The following is a 17,948-nucleotide window of genomic DNA, read 5'->3' on the forward strand; positions in this document are numbered from 1 at the left end:
GTCAATTTAAATATAAAATCGGAGGAAATCCAAATGATTAAAATTCTTGCTGCCTGCGGTGCAGGTGTTAACTCAAGTCACCAAATTAAAAGTGCTCTAGAAGAAGAACTCTCAAATCGTGGTTATGACGTTCACTGTGATGCAGTCATGGTAAAAGATGTAAACGAAGACCTTATCAAGGGCTACGATATCTTTACTCCAATCGCTGCAACTGATCTTGGTTTTGAACCAGGTATTCCAGTAATTGAAGCTGGACCAATCTTGTTCCGTATTCCAGCGATGAGCGCTCCAGTATTTGACAATATTGAAGCAGCTATCAAAGAACATGGACTAAGCTAATTCATTCTTTATCTTGTTAACATTCATATAACTTAGAAAAACGGGAGGAACTATTATGGATGTCATTATCAATCTGGCCAACGATATCTTCAAACCTATCTTGGCTATGGGTGGCCCTATCATCATGCTGATCATTTTGACAGTATTGGCTCTACTTTTTGGAGTGAAATTCTCCAAAGCGCTTGAAGGTGGTATCAAACTTGCCATCGCCCTTACAGGTATCGGTGCTATCATCGGTATGCTTAACGGAGCTTTCTCAGCATCCCTTGCGAAGTTCGTTGAAAACACTGGTATCCAATTGAACATCACTGACGTTGGTTGGGCACCGCTTGCTACGATCACTTGGGGATCTGCTTGGACACTTTACTTCTTGCTTGTAATGTTGATTGTCAACGTTGTGATGCTTGCAATGAAGAAAACAGATACACTTGACGTCGATATCTTCGATATCTGGCACTTGTCAATCACTGGTCTTTTGATCAAATGGTATGCAGACAACAACGGTGTAAGCCAAGGGGTTTCACTCTTTATCGCAACTGCAGCAGTTGTCCTTGTTGGTATTTTGAAAATCATCAACTCTGACCTGATGAAACCAACATTCGACGATCTTCTTAACGCACCAAGTTCATCACCAATGACTTCAACTCACATGAACTACATGATGAACCCAGTTATCATGGTCTTGGATAAGATCTTTGATAAAGTATTGCCTGGTCTTGATAAATATGACTTTGACGCTGCAAAATTGAACAAAAAAATCGGTTTCTGGGGATCTAAATTCTTTATCGGTTTCATCCTTGGTATTGTTATTGGTTTGATGGGAACTCCACACCCAGTTGCTGGAGTAGAAGATGCATCTTCATGGGAACTTGTTATTAAAGGTTGGTTGAGCCTTGGTTTGACTGCCGGTGTCTGCTTGGAGCTCTTCTCACTTATCGGATCTTGGTTCATCGCAGCCGTAGAACCACTTTCACAAGGTATTACAAACGTTGCTACTAAACGTCTTCAAGGACGTAAATTTAACATCGGTCTTGACTGGCCTTTCATCGCTGGTCGTGCTGAAATCTGGGCTTGTGCTAACGTACTTGCTCCAATCATGCTAGTAGAAGCTGTGCTTCTTTCAAACGTCGGAAATGGTATCTTGCCACTTGCAGGTATCATCGCTATGGGTGTGACTCCAGCTCTCTTGGTTGTTACACGTGGTAAATTGCTCCGTATGATTATCTTCGGAACACTCTTGTTGCCTCTCTTCCTTCTTTCTGGTACTCTTATCGCACCATTTGCAACAGAACTTGCTAAAGGTGTAGGTGCCTTCCCAGAAGGTGTGAACCAATCTCAATTGATTACTCACTCAACTCTTGAAGGACCAATTGAAAAACTATTTGGTTGGGCAATCGGTAATGCTACAACAGGTGATATCAAAGCAATCCTTGGTGCAGTAGTCTTCCTTGTCTTCTATGTAGGTATCTTTGCTTGGTATAGAAAACAAATGATCAAACGTAACGAAGAATACGCAGCAAATGCTAAATAATTCGCTCCTATAAAATGTAAATTGTGAAAACTAGGTTGTTAATTTCCTACATTGGGAGTGGCAACCTAGTTTTTTATATAAAAATCTAAAAATAGTTGGAGAACATTATGGTAATTGAAATTAAATCAGACCAGTTAACGGTTCAATTTAAAACCTTAGGCGGAGCCTTGTCGTCGATCAAGGATCGAGAAGGCATTGAGTATCTGTGGCAAGGAGATGCCACTTACTGGAGTGGACAAGCGCCAGTACTTTTTCCAATCTGTGGCTCTTTAAGAGAAGATACAGCCTTCTACAGTCACGAAGATGAAACGGAGACGAAAGGAAACATTCCTCGACATGGTTTGGTTCGCAAGAAAGAATTTGAATTAGCTGAACAAACGGAGAACAGTGTAACTTTTGCTATCGAAGATGATGAGAATACTTATCAAAACTATCCTTATCATTTCCGCCTTGAAATCACTTATCTAGTGACTGGCAAGACTGTTCGTACTCAATACAAAGTTTTCAATAGAGAAACAAATAAAGTCATGCCATTCTTTATAGGAGGACATCCAGGGTTTAATTGCCCTCTGCTAGATGGCGAAACTTATGAAGACTACTATTTAGAGTTTGAGAAAGAAGAGACTTGCTCTGTTCCGCGTTCATTCCCTGAAACAGGAATGTTAGACTTCCAAGATAGAAGTCCATGGTTGGATTCTCAAAAGGAAGTAGACCTTAACTACGATCTGTTTCGTGTTGATGCAGTGACTTTGGATGAGTTGCAATCCAGAACAATTGCCCTTCGTTCTCGTAAACATGAGAAGGGATTAAAAGTACACTTCCAAGAGTTTTCAAATCTCATCATTTGGTCAACTTTGAATAAGGGACCTTTCATTGCCTTTGAACCTTGGTCTGGCTTGTCAACATCTCTTGAAGAAGGAGATCATCTAGAAGATAAGAAGAATGTTCGTCTCCTAGAACCTGGTCAAGTAGATCAGATTGGCTTTGATATTGAAATATTTTAGATAAAAAGCCACAAAAACAAACATTTACTGTTGACTTTTTCTATAAATAGGAGTATATTATGTTTGTAAGCAACAAATGATGTTTGTAACAAACAAATAATCACTTGTTATATTCTCTTCCGCGGAGAAAGTTTGTTTCTAGGAATTTGATTTCCTAAACTTGAATAAGGTGTAATCCATCTCATTCAATCCAATTTGTCAATAAACTGCTAGAAAGGCTTTTGTCGGTGAGCTACCAGCTATAAAAGTCTTTACTAGCCTAGAAAAATAAAAAGGAGTAAACAATATGTCTATTGTTATCGGTGCAGATGCTGCAGGTTTGAGATTGAAAGAAGTTGTGAAAGACTTCTTAGAAAAAGAAAACTTCCACGTTGTGGATGTTACAGCTGAAGGTCAAGACTTTGTTGATGTGACTCTTGCTGTTGCTGCAGAAGTAAACAAAGAAGAACAAAACCTTGGTATCGTGATTGATGCTTATGGGGCTGGTCCATTCATGGTCGCAACTAAAATCAAAGGAATGGTTGCCGCAGAAGTATCTGACGAACGTTCAGCTTATATGACTCGTGGACACAACAACTCACGTATGATCACTATGGGTGCACAACTTGTTGGTGATGAATTGGCTAAAAATATTGCTAAAGGTTTTGTTAACGGTAAGTACGACGGTGGTCGTCACCAAATCAGGGTCGACATGTTGAACAAAATGTGCTAATACTCTTCAAAAATCAAGATAATCTGTCGTCAGCTCACTTTAGCTAACCTCAGTTATGCTTGCAGCTCGCTTCCTAAGCTAATCTTGATTTTTCTTGAGTAAGGATAAATGATATTAGATTTATATAATTAATCGGAGGGAATAACTAATGAGAATTGCAATTGGATGTGACCACATCGTAACAGATGAAAAAATGGCGGTTTCAGAATTTTTGAAATCAAAAGGATATGAAGTCATCGACTTTGGTACATATGACCACACACGTACTCACTACCCAATCTTTGGTAAAAAAGTTGGTGAAGCCGTTACAAGCGGTCAAGCTGATCTTGGGGTATGTATCTGTGGTACTGGTGTTGGTATCAACAACGCTGTCAACAAAGTTCCAGGAGTTCGTTCTGCCTTGGTTCGTGATATGACAACAGCTCTTTATGCAAAAGAACAATTGAATGCCAACGTTATTGGTTTTGGTGGTAAAATCACTGGTGAATTGCTCATGTGCGACATCATTGAAGCTTTCATCAATGCTGAATACAAACCATCAGAAGAAAACAAAAAATTGATTGCGAAAATTGAGCACGTTGAAACTCACAATGCTCATCAAGCAGATGCAAACTTCTTTACAGAATTCCTTGAAAAATGGGATCGCGGTGAATACCACGACTAAGAGGTGACGCATGATTTTAACAGTCACAATGAATCCATCCATCGATATTTCCTATCCTTTGGATGAATTGAAAATTGACACTGTCAACCGTGTGGTGGACGTGACCAAGACAGCTGGTGGTAAAGGGCTCAATGTTACACGAGTTCTTTCAGAATTTGGTGATTCTGTTGTTGCTACTGGTTTGGTCGGTGGTAAACTTGGTGAGTTTTTAGTAGAGCATATCGATGATAAAGTAACGAAGCGTTTCTTCTCCATTCAAGGAGAGACTCGTAACTGTATCGCTATTCTACACGGTGAAAACCAAACAGAAATTCTTGAGAAAGGGCCTGAAGTTCTAGAACAAGAAGGGCAAGATTTCTTGGCTCATTTCGAAAATCTTCTTGACACTGTGGAAGTAGTAGCCATCTCTGGTAGTCTGCCAGCAGGTCTTCCAGTTGACTACTATGCAAGCTTAGTAGAACTTGCTAATCGCGCAGGAAAACCAGTTGTTCTGGATTGCTCAGGTGCTGCCCTTCAGGCGGTTCTTGAATCACCACATAAACCAACAGTAATCAAACCAAATAACGAAGAATTGTCTCAGCTTCTTGGGAAAGAAGTTTCTGAGGATCTGGATGAATTAAAAGAAGTTCTTCAGGAGCCTTTATTTGCAGGGATTGAGTGGATAATTGTTTCACTTGGTGCAAATGGTGCTTTTGCAAAACATGGGAACACTTTCTACAAGGTAGATATTCCAAGAATTCAGGTAGTCAATCCTGTCGGATCTGGAGATTCTACTGTTGCAGGTATTTCATCAGGTCTTCTTCATAAGGAATCGGATGCAGAACTCCTCATCAAGGCCAATGTCCTTGGTATGCTCAATGCTCAAGAAAAAATGACAGGTCATGTCAATATGGCCAACTATCAGGCTCTATATGATCAATTAATAGTAAAAGAGGTATAAAATGGCTTTAACAGAAAATAAACGCGCTTGCTTAGAAAAACTTTCAGATGAAAATGGCATTATCTCAGCTCTTGCCTTTGACCAACGTGGTGCTTTGAAACGCCTCATGGCTCAATACCAAACAGAAGAGCCAACAGTGGCTCAAATGGAAGAACTTAAAGTCTTGGTAGCGGATGAATTGACTAAATACGCATCCTCTATGCTTCTCGACCCTGAGTATGGACTTCCAGCTACAAAAGCGCTTGATGCCAATGCTGGTCTTCTCCTTGCTTATGAGAAAACTGGCTACGATACAACTAGCACCAAACGCTTGCCTGACTGCTTGGATGTTTGGTCTGCCAAACGCATCAAAGAACAAGGTGCAGATGCTGTTAAGTTCTTGCTTTACTATGATGTAGACAGCTCTGACGAACTCAACCAACAAAAACAAGCCTACATCGAACGCATTGGCTCTGAATGTGTGGCGGAAGACATTCCATTCTTCCTTGAAATCCTTGCTTACGATGAAAAAATCGCTGACGCAGGTTCTGCAGAATACGCTAAAGTGAAACCACACAAGGTTATCGGTGCCATGAAAGTCTTCTCAGACCCACGCTTCAACATCGATGTCTTGAAAGTGGAAGTTCCAGTCAACGTCAAATACGTTGAAGGCTTTGGTGATGGAGAAATCGTTCATACACGTGAAGAAGCAGCAGCCTTCTTCAAAGCACAAGATGAAGCAACAAATCTTCCTTACATCTACTTGAGCGCAGGTGTATCAGCTAAACTCTTCCAAGAAACGCTTGTCTTTGCCCACGAATCAGGCGCAAACTTCAATGGAGTTCTTTGTGGACGTGCAACATGGGCTGGATCAGTTGAAGCCTACATCAAAGACGGTGAGACAGCAGCTCGTGAATGGCTTCGTACAACTGGATTTGAGAACATTGATGAACTCAACAAAGTTCTTCAAACCACAGCGACTTCATGGACTGAACGTGTATAAGTTTTCCCCCTAATCTTAGGAACATTGATCTAAATAAAAATTTTAAAAAAGTTGAATGTAAAGGTTTACAAAAAAACTTACTTGTGCTATACTTAAATCACAAGTTAATACAAGATGAGTGTTACTAAGTAATATTAGGCATGATCACAGGTGAATTAGAAATCGGCTGATTTTCTAGTTCATTTGTGGTCATTTTTTGTACTCATATACCTTTAAGATACAAAAGGAGGTTGCCATGTATCGAATTCTAAATCCAATGAATCACAATGTCTCGCTTGTCAGAAATGACAAAGGAGAAGAAGTGATTGTGATTGGTAAGGGGATTACATTTGGAAAGAAGAAGGGGGATTTAATTGCTGAAAATCAGGTTGAGAAAATCTTTCGGATGAAGACCGAAGAGTCAAGAGAAAACTTTATGGCTCTCCTCAAAGATGTTCCGCTTGATTTTATCACAGTGACTTATGAAATCATTGATAAGCTATCAAAGAAATATCATTATCCGATTCAAGAGTATCTCTACGTAACCTTGACAGATCATATTTACTGCTCTTACCAAGCTCTAGCACAAGGAAGGTACAAGGATAGTAATCTGCCAGATATTTCCATTAAGTATCCTGTCGCTTTTCAAATCGCAAAGGAAGCCTTTGAAATCTATCGTCAGAAGTTGACAGATCATTTCCCTGAGGATGAAATTATTCGGATCGCTTATCATTTCATTAATGCCGAAGGTGAAAATGAAGTGGAACTTGTGGAGTCGATTGATAAGAGGAAAGAAATTCTCAGGAATGTTGAAGAAGTGCTAAAGGGTTATGCAATTCAACGAACCAAAGAGAATAATCATTTCTATGATCGTTTTATGATTCATTTGAATTATTTCTTGGATTATTTAGACAGATCTAGAGATGATAACCAATCACTTCTGGATATGGAAGATCATATTAAACAATCCTATCCAAAAGCATTTGAGGTGGGTTCCAAGATCTATGATGTGATTACGCAACATACTGGTCTTGATTTGTATAAGAGTGAGCGAGTTTATCTAGTTCTACATATCCAACGTTTATTGTCATAAAAATTTAATTAAAAATACATAAGGAGAATTCTATCATGAATAGAGAAGAAGTAACATTGTTAGGTTTTGAAATCGTAGCCTATGCTGGCGATGCTCGTTCGAAACTATTGGAAGCCTTGAAGGCTGCTGAAGCTGGTGATTTTGCGAAAGCGGATAGTTTAGTTGAGGAAGCTGGTGGCTGTATCGCAGAGGCTCACCACGCGCAAACAAGTCTATTAACTAAGGAAGCTTCAGGTGAGGACTTAGCTTATAGTGTAACCATGATGCATGGCCAAGACCACTTGATGACAACAATCTTGTTAAAAGATTTGATGCACCATTTAATCGAACTCTACAAGAGAGGAGTTAAGTAATGAACAAACTAATTTCATTTATCGAGAAAGGGAAGCCTTTCTTTGAAAAACTGTCTCGTAATATCTACCTTCGCGCTATTCGTGATGGCTTCATTGCAGGGATGCCAGTCATTCTCTTCTCAAGTATCTTTATCTTGATTGCCTTTGTTCCTAACTCATGGGGCTTTAAATGGTCTGACGATGTTGTCAATCTCCTCATGAAACCTTATAGCTATTCAATGGGGATTCTAGCTCTCTTGGTAGCTGGTACAACAGCTAAGTCATTGACCGACTCAGTAAACCGTAGCATGGAGAAAACCAACCAAATCAACTATATGTCGACACTTTTGGCTGCGATTGTTGGTTTGTTGATGTTAGCAGCTGATCCGATTGAGGGTGGCTTTGCAACAGGATTCCTTGGAACAAAAGGTTTGCTTTCAGCCTTCCTTGCTGCCTTTGTTACAGTAGCCATTTATAAGGTTTGTGTTAAGAACAACGTCACTATTCGTATGCCTGACGAAGTTCCACCAAATATCTCACAAGTCTTTAAAGATGTGATTCCATTCACTCTATCTGTTGTTTCTCTTTATGTCCTTGATTTATTAGCTCGCCATTTTGTTGGTGCAAGCGTTGCAGAATCAATCGGTAAATTCTTTGCACCATTATTCTCTGCTGCTGATGGTTATCTAGGTATTACCATTATCTTTGGGGCCTTTGCCTTCTTCTGGTTTGTTGGTATCCATGGTCCATCTATCGTTGAACCAGCAATCGCAGCTATTACCTATGCAAATGCCGAAGTCAACTTGAACCTTCTCCAACAAGGGATGCATGCAGACAAGATTCTTACTTCTGGTACACAAATGTTTATCGTTACCATGGGTGGTACTGGTGCGACACTGGTTGTTCCATTCATGTTCATGTGGTTAACAAAATCAAAACGTAACCGTGCAATCGGACGTGCTTCAGTAGTTCCAACTTTCTTTGGTGTAAATGAACCAATCTTGTTTGGTGCACCGCTTGTATTGAACCCGATTTTCTTTATTCCATTTATCTTTGCGCCAATTGCTAACGTATGGATCTTTAAATTCTTTATTGAAACGCTTGGCATGAACTCATTTACTGCCAACCTTCCTTGGACAACACCAGGTCCTCTCGGTATTGTTCTCGGTACAAACTTCCAATTCTTGTCATTTGTACTTGCTGCTTTGTTAATTCTTGTAGACGTAGCCATTTACTATCCATTCCTCAAGGTTTATGATGAACAAATTCTTGAAGAAGAACGTTCTGGTAAAGCCAATGATGAATTGAAAGAAAAAGTAGCAGCAAACTTCAATACTGCCAAAGCAGATGCTATTCTTGAAAAAGCAGGTGTAGAAGCAGCTCAAAACACAATCACAGAAGAAACAAATGTTCTCGTTCTCTGTGCAGGAGGAGGTACAAGTGGTCTCCTTGCAAATGCTCTAAACAAGGCAGCTGCAGAGTACAAAGTTCCTGTTAAAGCAGCAGCTGGTGGCTATGGTGCTCACCGTGAAATGTTGCCTGAGTTTGATCTGGTTATCCTTGCTCCTCAAGTTGCTTCAAACTTTGAAGACATGAAGGCCGAAACCGACAAACTTGGTATCAAACTTGCCAAGACAGAAGGTGGTCAATACATTAAACTGACTCGCGATGGAAAAGGCGCTCTTGCCTTTGTTCAAGCGCAGTTCGAAGAATAAAAGGTAAAGAGCAAAGAAGTGAGATGGAAGAATTCCTCCCAACTATACCCCCATCTCATTTCTATTTCTTGAAAGGTGAATCAAATGACAAAAACACTTCCAAAAGACTTTATTTTTGGCGGGGCAACAGCAGCCTACCAAGCAGAAGGTGCTACACATACTGATGGTAAAGGGCCAGTCGCCTGGGACAAATACCTCAAAGATAACTACTGGTACACTGCTGAACCAGCCAGTGATTTCTATCACAAATACCCAGTTGACCTCAAACTTGCAGAAGAGTATGGTGTAAATGGTATCCGTATTTCAATCGCTTGGTCACGTATCTTTCCAACGGGTTATGGGAAGGTTAATGACAAGGGTGTTGAGTTCTATCATAATCTATTTGCAGAGTGCCACAAACGTCATGTTGAGCCCTTCGTGACTCTTCATCACTTTGACACGCCAGAAGCACTTCATTCAAACGGAGATTTCCTGAATAGAGAAAACATTAATCACTTTGTGGATTATGCAGCCTTCTGTTTTGAAGAATTTCCTGAAGTTAACTTTTGGACAACCTTTAATGAAATTGGGCCGATAGGGGATGGCCAGTATTTGGTTGGGAAATTCCCTCCAGGTATTCAGTACGACCTTGCCAAAGTCTTCCAATCTCATCACAATATGATGGTGTCGCATGCGCGTGCAGTAAAACTTTTCAAGGATAAGGGATATAAGGGTGAAATTGGTGTGGTTCATGCCCTGCCTACTAAGTATCCTCTGGATCCAGATAATCCAGCAGATGTTCGTGCAGCTGAGTTAGAAGATATCATTCACAATAAATTTATTCTGGATGCGACTTATCTAGGACGATATTCCGAAGAAACAATGGAAGGTGTCAACCATATCTTAGCAGTCAATGGCGGAAGCTTAGATTTACGTGAAGAAGACTTCGCAGTCCTAGAAGCTGCAAAAGATTTGAACGACTTCCTCGGTATTAACTACTATATGAGTGATTGGATGCAAGCTTTTGACGGAGAGACGGAAATCATCCACAATGGTAAGGGTGAAAAAGGAAGCTCTAAATATCAGATTAAGGGAGTCGGACGCCGTGTAGCTCCAGATTATGTGCCACGTACGGATTGGGACTGGATTATCTATCCTCAAGGTTTGTATGATCAAATTATGCGCGTGAAGAAAGATTATCCTAACTACAAGAAGATTTACATCACTGAAAATGGACTTGGTTATAAAGATGAGTTCGTCGATAACACTGTTTACGATGATGGGCGGATTGATTATGTTAAGAAACATATGAAAGTGATTGCAGATGCAATCTCTGATGGAGCCAATGTCAAAGGCTACTTTATCTGGTCGCTGATGGATGTCTTTTCTTGGTCAAATGGCTATGAAAAGCGTTACGGCCTCTTCTATGTTGATTTTGAGACCCAGGAGCGCTATCCAAAGAAATCGGCTCACTGGTACAAGAAACTAGCTGAGACACAGCTTATTGATTAAAATTCAACAAAAATTCCCCACCAAAAGGCAGGGGAATTTTTATGGTTTTGATAAAAGAATGGTTGTTTGTTTCGACAGGTCTTCAAATGTCTCCTGACTCAGTTTGGAATCTGAAACGATGGTATCAATTTCTGAGATATTGTAGAAATTGTAAAAATCAAACTTATTAAACTTACTGTGGTCTGCCAGTAAGTATTTTTTATTGGCATTATTCAAGGCGATTCGTTGTACCTCGCCCTCTTCTTCACTGAAAGTAGCAATTGCCTTATCTTTAATACCATTACAACTTACAAAAGCTTTAGAAAACTGAAGATTGGTCAAATCCTGTAAGGTAAGTGTTCCTACAAAAGCACCAGTGATAGAGCGATAATTTCCGCCAATCAAGATCAAATCTGTTAGTTTTCGTTCGTTTAGGATTAGAAAAACTGGAAGACTGTTTGTTACAACACGAATATTATCAATTGGGAGTTCACGAGCAAAACATTCTAAGGTTGTTCCTGGCCCGATAAAAATAGTTTCACCTTCGTCAATCAAATGGCCGGCAAAACGGCTAATTTCTTGTTTTTCAGCAATCTGCAAGCCTTGTTTTTCAACATTTGAGCGTTCGTTGTTTAAGAGAGAACCTGTACGAAGTTTTTCAGCGCCACCGTGCACACGAACCAGCAAATCCTTATCTGCCAATTCTTGTAAATAGCGGCGAGCTGTCATATCTGACACATCAAGACTCTCCATAATCTCTTTTACAGTAATAGTGCCTTTTGTGTTTACTGCTTCTAGAATACTATCTAGTTTTTCTTGCTTTAGCATCCTTATCACCTCGATTTCTACTATTATTATCTTACCATAAAACGCTCAATCAATCAAATAGAAAAAAACAAAACAAAACAAAAACAAAAATATCATAGTTGTTTTAAACAAACTATGATATTTTGAATGATTGGTCAAATTAGTCTAAACCGTAGTTGTAATCCTCGTCTTGCATGGCTTCAACTTCACCAAGGAGGTAACCATTTCCGACTTGAGAGAAGAAGTCGTGGTTAGAAGTTCCTGTTGAAATACCGTTCATAACGATTGGGTTGACATCATCAGCTGAATCTGGGAAGAGTGGATCTTGTCCTAGGTTCATAAGAGCCTTATTGGCATTGTAACGAAGGAAGGTTTTAACTTCCTCAGTCCAGCCAACACCGTCATAGAGGCTTTCTGTATACCCCTCTTCGTTCTCGTAGAGAGTGTAGAGCAGGTCGTACATCCATTCTTTGAGCTTTTCTTGCTCTTCTTCAGGCAATTCGTTGAAACCAAGTTGGAATTTGTAACCAATGTAGGTTCCGTGAACAGACTCATCACGAATGATCAGTTTGATGATTTCCGCAACGTTGGCCAGTTTGTTGTTACCGAGATAGTAGAGGGGCGTAAAGAAACCAGAGTAGAAGAGGAAGGTTTCAAGGAAAACACTGGCAACTTTCTTTTCTAGTGGGCTACCATTGAGATAGATTTCATTGATAATTTCCGCTTTTCTTTGTAGGTAGGGGTTAGTGTTGGTCCATTCAAAGATTTCTTCGATTTCAGCCTTGGTGTTTAAGGTAGAGAAGATAGAAGAATAGGATTTTGCGTGGACAGATTCCATAAACTGGATGTTGTTGAAAACAGCTTCCTCATGTGGTGTACGGATGTCTGAGCGAAGTGCTTGAACTCCTGTTTCAGATTGCATGGTATCCAAAAGGGTCAAACCACCAAAGACTTTTCCAACCAAGTCTTTTTCCTTGTTTGATAGTTTTCTCCAGTCGTCTAGGTCATTTGACAAGGGGATACGCGTATCGAGCCAGAATTGCTCTGTCAGCTTTTCCCAAGTTGATTTGTCGATGACATCTTCGATGGCATTCCAGTTAATGGCTTTGTAGTAAGTTTCCATTTGAAATCTCTTTCTGTATGTAATAATGCGATTGTCGAATCCTCTCTATTTTATCATAGTCTGAGAAGAGTATCGCACAAAAAGTCGGAAGCCCGACTTTTTAGTTTTTCATAGTATTTAAGATACTTATCAAGTTTTGTCTGGTGGTTAACTTAATCAGTAGTCTGAGAAAACGTGGCTGCCTCAGATAAAAATTAAATCACACAGCTTTCACATTGGTTAGCACCGACTTCTCCACCATCATCTGTAAAGGTACGGACGTAGTAGATAGACTTGATGCCCTTGTTAAAGGCATAGTTACGAAGGATAGACAAGTCACGTGTCGTTTGTTTGTTCTCTTTCTTCCATTCATAAAGACCTTTTGGAATGTCGCTACGCATGAAGAGAGTGAGTGAAAGTCCTTGATCCACGTGCTCAGTCGCAGCCGCGTAAACATCAATCACCTTACGCATATCCATGTCATAAGCAGAAGTGTAGTAAGGAATGGTATCTGTAGACAATCCTGCGGCAGGGTAGTAAATCTTACCTATTTTCTTTTCCTGACGTTCTTCGATACGTTGTGTAATTGGGTGGATAGAAGCAGAAACGTCGTTGATGTAGCTGATAGAACCATTTGGAGCTACAGCAAGGCGGTTTTGGTGATAAAGACCATCTGCTTGAACCTTTTCGCGAAGTTCAGCCCAGTCAGCAGCACTTGGAATAAAGACATCTTTGAAGAGTTCTTTAACACGGTCTGATTTTGGAACAAATTCGCCAGTTACATACTTGTCAAAGTAGCTTCCGTTAGCATAGTCTGATTTTTCAAAGTTGTGGAAGGTGATGCCACGTTCGCGCGCGATATTGTTTGATTCCACCAAGGTCCAGTAGTTCATAAGCATAAAGTAGATACTTGTAAATTCAATTGACTCAGGTGATCCGTACTCAATCAGTTGTTGCGCAAGGTAGCTATGAAGCCCCATGGCACCAAGACCAAAGGTGTGAGCTAAACTGTTTCCGTGGTCGATAGTAGGGACAGCTACGATGTGTGAACTATCTGTAACGAAAGTAAGGGCACGAACCATAGCGCGGATAGAACGACCAAAGTCAGGTGAAGTCATCATGTTGACCACGTTTGTTGATCCAAGGTTACATGAAACGTCCGTTCCCATTTGAAGGAATTCTTGAGCATCGTTAATCAAGCTTGGTTCTTGAACTTGAAGAATCTCAGAACACAAGTTACTCATGATAATCTTTCCATCAACAGGATTTGCACGGTTAGCCGTATCAATGTTGACTACATAAGGGTAACCAGATTCTTGTTGCAATTTAGAGATTTCAGTTTCCAAATCACGCGCCTTGATTTTTGTCTTGCGGATGTTTGGATTTGCGACCAATTCATCATATTTTTCAGTTATGTCGATGTAGTTGAATGGCACACCGTACTCAAGCTCTACAGAGTAAGGGCTGAAGAGGTACATTTCTTCATTTTTACGAGCCAATTCGTAGAATTTATCGGGTACTACAACACCAAGTGAAAGGGTCTTTACACGAACTTTTTCATCAGCATTTTCTTTCTTAGTGGAAAGGAAGGCGATGATATCTGGGTGAAAGACGTTGAGGTAGACAACACCAGCACCTTGACGTTGACCCAATTGGTTGGAGTAGGAGAAACTGTCTTCGAAGAGTTTCATAACTGGAACGACACCAGAAGCTGCTCCTTCATAATCTTTGATAGGTGCGCCAGCTTCACGAAGGTTGCTTAGAGTAATACCTACACCACCACCGATACGTGAAAGTTGAAGAGCTGAGTTGATAGAACGTCCGATAGAGTTCATGTCATCAGTTACTTGAATCAAGAAACAAGATACCAACTCCCCACGACGAGCACGACCTGCATTCAAAAAGGAAGGAGTAGCTGGTTGATAGCGTTGGTGGATGATTTCATTGGCAATATCAGTCGCAATCGCTTCATCCCCGTCAGCAAAATAAAGCGCGTTAAAGAAGACACGGTCTTCCATGCTTTCAAGGTAGTATTCACCGTCATTAGTCTTCAAGGCATATTGATTGTAAAACTTATAGGCAGCCATGAATGATTTGAATTGGAAGTTCTGGTCCTTGATAAATTGATGCAATTCTTCCAAAAACTCTGGACGGTACTTCTTTAGAAATGCAGTTTCGATGTAGTTGTGTTCAATGAGGTAGTTGATTTTATCAGTAATTGAATCAAAAACCATGGTATTTGGAACCACATTTTCTTTAAAGAAGGCATCCAAGGCTTCCTTATCTTTATGAAGCATGATTTGTCCATTGACAGGACGGTTGATTTCGTTATTGAGACGGAAGTAAGTTACGTCCTCAAGATGTTTTAATCCCATAAAATTTCCTTTATCTAATTACAAAAGAAAGGCCTCTAAGTTAGCCCTAGAAGCAATCTCTTCTGGATGATGTACTAAGATTATGCTAATTGTTTCAGTTTTCCTGGTTGGAAGCCTGAAAAGACTTCAGTTGGTGTTTGGATAACAGGAGCAGCGCTGAAACCGAGCTCTTTAACTTGATCGATGTACTCTGGTTGCTCGTCGAGATTGATCTCACGATAAGCGACATTGTTGCTGTCCAAGAAACGCTTGGTCATCTTACATTGGACACAGTTGTTTTTAGAATAAACGGTTACCATTTTCGTAACTCCTCTTTCAAAATAGATTACTTTCTTAGTATATCAGAAAAAAAAACTTTGTCAAACTTTTTAAACTAAATCTTGTGCTAAAAAGTTACAGTTTCAAAAACAAAGCACAAGATATAGTGTTTTGTCAGAGTGTAAAATTGGGTTTTCATTGAACTATCAAAGTTTATCAAAACAAAAAAACTATATACTGTATATTGGTAAGATAAATAGAAGATTTTCAGCAAGTTATCAGAAAGGAAAACGAAGAAAATAGCAAAAATCGTAAGAACAGGAATAAGTCTAGCTGAGACAATACTTTAATAAAATAGAAACTGTAATATTTACGAAAAAAAGAAATTTTCTACACAAGATGTCCCAATATTTTGTATTAGAATATCTAAAATATAACCAAAGTGGAAATGACAGATTATGATGTATTCATAAAAATGGATCATTGGTTAATTTTATATAGGATACTTATGAGTTTCGTATCCTTTCATAAGGAGTATATAAATACAATGTTTGAAAAAGTTCATTTTATGTGATACACTATCTATGATTATAAGATTAAAAAATGGATATCTGAATGCTTTTGTTTGATAGAGAATGTTATCAGATTATAATTAGATTAAATGAATGAAAGAACACAGAATTAGGAGGCGCGTGGTGAAAGAAAATGATGTTATTTTAAAACGGCAATCGACTCAAATATTTTTTAAGAATGGTGATACGGATTTTTTCTTCAATTGGTTGTTAGGAATCGGTGAAATTTTTGGTTTCTCTCATGGAGAGCTTTATTATCTTGCTCAAAGATTGGGGAACTCACCAAAGCCTGATGACTGGAAAAATGTATTTTTATCGCATGTAAACTACCTTGAACAAGAAGCAAGTAATTCAGGATTGAGTGAACAAACAAAGGCGCAGTATTATCTTGCACAGACCTACTCACTTCGCTCGGCAATCCAATTTACCGATCCATTTTCTGAAGAGTATTTACCGACCGTTCGTCAAATGGAGAAGGTGTTTTCTAGTGCAATTCATTCACTAGGTGCACCGATTGAAAAATTAACTATTCCCTATCAGGGTTCTTACTTGCCTGGTTATTATCTTCATAGCGACGATAATTGCCCAACGCTAATCATGATTGGTGGAGGTGATACTTATCGCGAAGATTTATTTTACTTTGCAGGATATCCTGGATGGATACGAAATTATAATGTTTTAATGGTTGATCTTCCTGGTCAAGGGAGCAATCCTAGTAGAGGGCTGGTCTTTGATGTGGATGCTTCTATTCCAATTTCATTATGCATAGACTGGTTGGAAAATAGAAATCCTAAACTAAATTATTTAGCTATTTATGGTGTCAGCGGAGGGGGATATTTTACTGCACAAGCTGTCGAAAAGGATCCAAGAATTCATGCTTGGATTGCTAGTACCCCTATTTACGATGTTGCAGAACTTTTCAGAAAAGAATTTGGATCAAGTTTGAAAGCACCTAGTTGGTTAATAAATGCCATTTTAAAATTAGCTGGAAATTGGAATGAATCAGCAAATTTAAATCTTAAAAAGTATGCATGGCAGTTTGGTACTTCTGATTTTAAGAGTGCTATTGATGATGTATTTAACCATGCAAAGATTGTGGATTACCAAAAAATTCAATGCCCATGCCTTTTTATCATGGGAAAGGGTGAGGGTGCTGAACTGCAGCATCAAACTAAGGTGATTTATGAAGAACTTAAATCTAAAAATCAACAAACTAAACTTCAAGTATTTGAGGCGGAAAGTGGTGCGGACGCTCATTGCCAAGTCAATAATCTAAGACTCGCCCATAATGTCGTTTTTGATTGGTTGGATACTTTATTTGAATGGAATCAATCAAAGTTTTAGTTCTACTTATACCACTTAGATATATCTACCTTTTTACTGTTAGGGGCTACAAACTTATTTTACTTTAAGTAGCAAATTGGATAAATTCTCTACTGTTTGTTGATGGTAAGAGTAGGTTTTAGAATTTCAGGATTTGATGAAGTCTTTTCAAATAATGGATTTACTGAGTTATATTAATTATAGTTAAATAGTATTATTTCATTATTTACTAGGATTGTCCTCTGATTGGTATTAAGGGAAAATAGCTTTGAAAATTGAATTTTGATGATGACATTCTTTGAACAATTAGTGTTTAGATATGCTATTTAGTTACTAGAGTGCTCATTTAATAGAAAAAGAAGTAATTTCATTTTCAGTAAAAGTCCATAAAATACTTGAAAAATTATCTAGAAGGTGATATAATACAGTCTTGTAAGGGTTATCACATATAATCCAAATAAGAAACAATTAAAGGAGAGTCAAACTATGGCTTCTAAAGATTTCCACGTAGTGGCAGAAACAGGTATCCACGCACGTCCAGCAACATTGTTGGTTCAAACAGCTAGCAAATTTGCTTCAGATATCACTCTTGAGTACAAAGGTAAATCAGTAAACCTTAAATCAATCATGGGTGTTATGAGTCTTGGTGTTGGCCAAGGTGCTGATGTTACAATTTCAGCTGAAGGTGCAGATGCTGACGATGCAATCGCTGCAATCACTGAAACTATGGAAAAAGAAGGATTGGCATAA

17 protein-coding genes are annotated in these 17,948 nt (G+C 39.1%); 13 read left to right on the forward strand and 4 right to left on the reverse strand.

Going from position 1 to position 17,948, the window contains the following annotated elements; all coding sequences use genetic code 11:
• The first annotated feature begins 33 nt into the window (after window positions 1–33).
• The 11 genes from NML69_RS03250 to lacG all read left to right on the forward strand — a co-directional run bounded on the left by NML69_RS03250 (window position 34) and on the right by lacG (window position 10,782).
• Window positions 34–339, forward strand: coding sequence for a PTS sugar transporter subunit IIB (locus NML69_RS03250; RefSeq protein WP_000590551.1), 306 nt, complete (start codon window positions 34–36; stop codon window positions 337–339).
• A gap of 55 nt (window positions 340–394) precedes the next feature.
• Window positions 395–1,870 carry a PTS galactitol transporter subunit IIC gene (locus NML69_RS03255; protein WP_254725284.1) on the forward strand — a complete coding sequence of 492 codons (1,476 nt, stop codon included), beginning with the start codon at window positions 395–397 and terminating at the stop codon, window positions 1,868–1,870.
• 107 nt (window positions 1,871–1,977) lie between these two features.
• On the forward strand, window positions 1,978–2,874 hold the full coding sequence (locus tag NML69_RS03260) for an aldose 1-epimerase family protein (protein WP_254725285.1): 897 nt from the start codon (window positions 1,978–1,980) through the stop codon (window positions 2,872–2,874).
• 286 nt (window positions 2,875–3,160) lie between these two features.
• Entirely contained in the window at window positions 3,161–3,586 is a 426-nt protein-coding gene (gene lacA / locus NML69_RS03265; RefSeq protein ID WP_000029277.1) for a galactose-6-phosphate isomerase subunit LacA, read from the forward strand.
• A gap of 148 nt (window positions 3,587–3,734) precedes the next feature.
• Complete coding sequence (lacB, locus tag NML69_RS03270) at window positions 3,735–4,250, forward strand: galactose-6-phosphate isomerase subunit LacB (protein ID WP_001216921.1); 516 nt, start codon at window positions 3,735–3,737, stop codon at window positions 4,248–4,250.
• A gap of 10 nt (window positions 4,251–4,260) precedes the next feature.
• Entirely contained in the window at window positions 4,261–5,190 is a 930-nt protein-coding gene (locus NML69_RS03275) for a tagatose-6-phosphate kinase (RefSeq protein ID WP_254725286.1), read from the forward strand.
• 1 nt (window position 5,191) lies between these two features.
• Entirely contained in the window at window positions 5,192–6,172 is a 981-nt protein-coding gene (gene lacD, locus NML69_RS03280) for a tagatose-bisphosphate aldolase (RefSeq protein ID WP_254725287.1), read from the forward strand.
• A 235-nt stretch (window positions 6,173–6,407) separates the two neighbouring features.
• Entirely contained in the window at window positions 6,408–7,244 is an 837-nt protein-coding gene (locus NML69_RS03285; protein ID WP_254725288.1) for a PRD domain-containing protein, read from the forward strand.
• 35 nt (window positions 7,245–7,279) lie between these two features.
• On the forward strand, window positions 7,280–7,597 hold the full coding sequence (locus NML69_RS03290) for a PTS lactose/cellobiose transporter subunit IIA (RefSeq protein ID WP_084854177.1): 318 nt from the start codon (window positions 7,280–7,282) through the stop codon (window positions 7,595–7,597).
• Window positions 7,597–9,291, forward strand: a complete 1,695-nt coding sequence (locus NML69_RS03295; RefSeq protein WP_181186949.1) for a lactose-specific PTS transporter subunit EIIC — start codon at window positions 7,597–7,599, stop codon at window positions 9,289–9,291. Before NML69_RS03290 ends, NML69_RS03295 begins: the two co-directional genes overlap by 1 nt.
• 84 nt (window positions 9,292–9,375) lie before the next feature.
• Window positions 9,376–10,782, forward strand: a complete 1,407-nt coding sequence (gene lacG / locus NML69_RS03300) for a 6-phospho-beta-galactosidase (RefSeq protein ID WP_198459675.1) — start codon at window positions 9,376–9,378, stop codon at window positions 10,780–10,782.
• A gap of 39 nt (window positions 10,783–10,821) precedes the next feature.
• Here the strand turns inward: lacG and NML69_RS03305 are convergent, their stop codons facing one another.
• The 4 genes from NML69_RS03305 to nrdH all read right to left on the reverse strand — a co-directional run bounded on the left by NML69_RS03305 (window position 10,822) and on the right by nrdH (window position 15,344).
• Entirely contained in the window at window positions 10,822–11,589 is a 768-nt protein-coding gene (locus NML69_RS03305; RefSeq protein ID WP_000917583.1) for a DeoR/GlpR family DNA-binding transcription regulator, read from the reverse strand.
• A gap of 139 nt (window positions 11,590–11,728) precedes the next feature.
• A complete protein-coding gene (gene nrdF / locus NML69_RS03310; protein ID WP_000451378.1) occupies window positions 11,729–12,691 on the reverse strand; it encodes a class 1b ribonucleoside-diphosphate reductase subunit beta in 963 nt (320 codons plus the stop codon).
• Window positions 12,692–12,885: 194 nt separating this feature from the next.
• Window positions 12,886–15,045, reverse strand: a complete 2,160-nt coding sequence (gene nrdE, locus NML69_RS03315; RefSeq protein WP_254725289.1) for a class 1b ribonucleoside-diphosphate reductase subunit alpha — start codon at window positions 15,043–15,045, stop codon at window positions 12,886–12,888.
• Between the two features lie 80 nt (window positions 15,046–15,125).
• Entirely contained in the window at window positions 15,126–15,344 is a 219-nt protein-coding gene (nrdH, locus tag NML69_RS03320) for a glutaredoxin-like protein NrdH (RefSeq protein WP_000259240.1), read from the reverse strand.
• Between the two features lie 654 nt (window positions 15,345–15,998).
• Between nrdH and NML69_RS03325 the strand changes: the two genes are divergently transcribed.
• Both NML69_RS03325 and NML69_RS03330 read left to right on the forward strand, forming a co-directional pair.
• Window positions 15,999–17,219: an alpha/beta fold hydrolase gene (locus tag NML69_RS03325; protein WP_254725290.1), complete on the forward strand. Its 1,221-nt coding sequence runs from the start codon at window positions 15,999–16,001 to the stop codon at window positions 17,217–17,219.
• Between the two features lie 465 nt (window positions 17,220–17,684).
• On the forward strand, window positions 17,685–17,948 hold the full coding sequence (locus NML69_RS03330; RefSeq protein ID WP_000146948.1) for a phosphocarrier protein HPr: 264 nt from the start codon (window positions 17,685–17,687) through the stop codon (window positions 17,946–17,948).

The organism is Streptococcus sp. CF8-6, assembly GCF_024295845.1.
Lineage (GTDB): Bacteria > Bacillota > Bacilli > Lactobacillales > Streptococcaceae > Streptococcus > Streptococcus oralis_BO.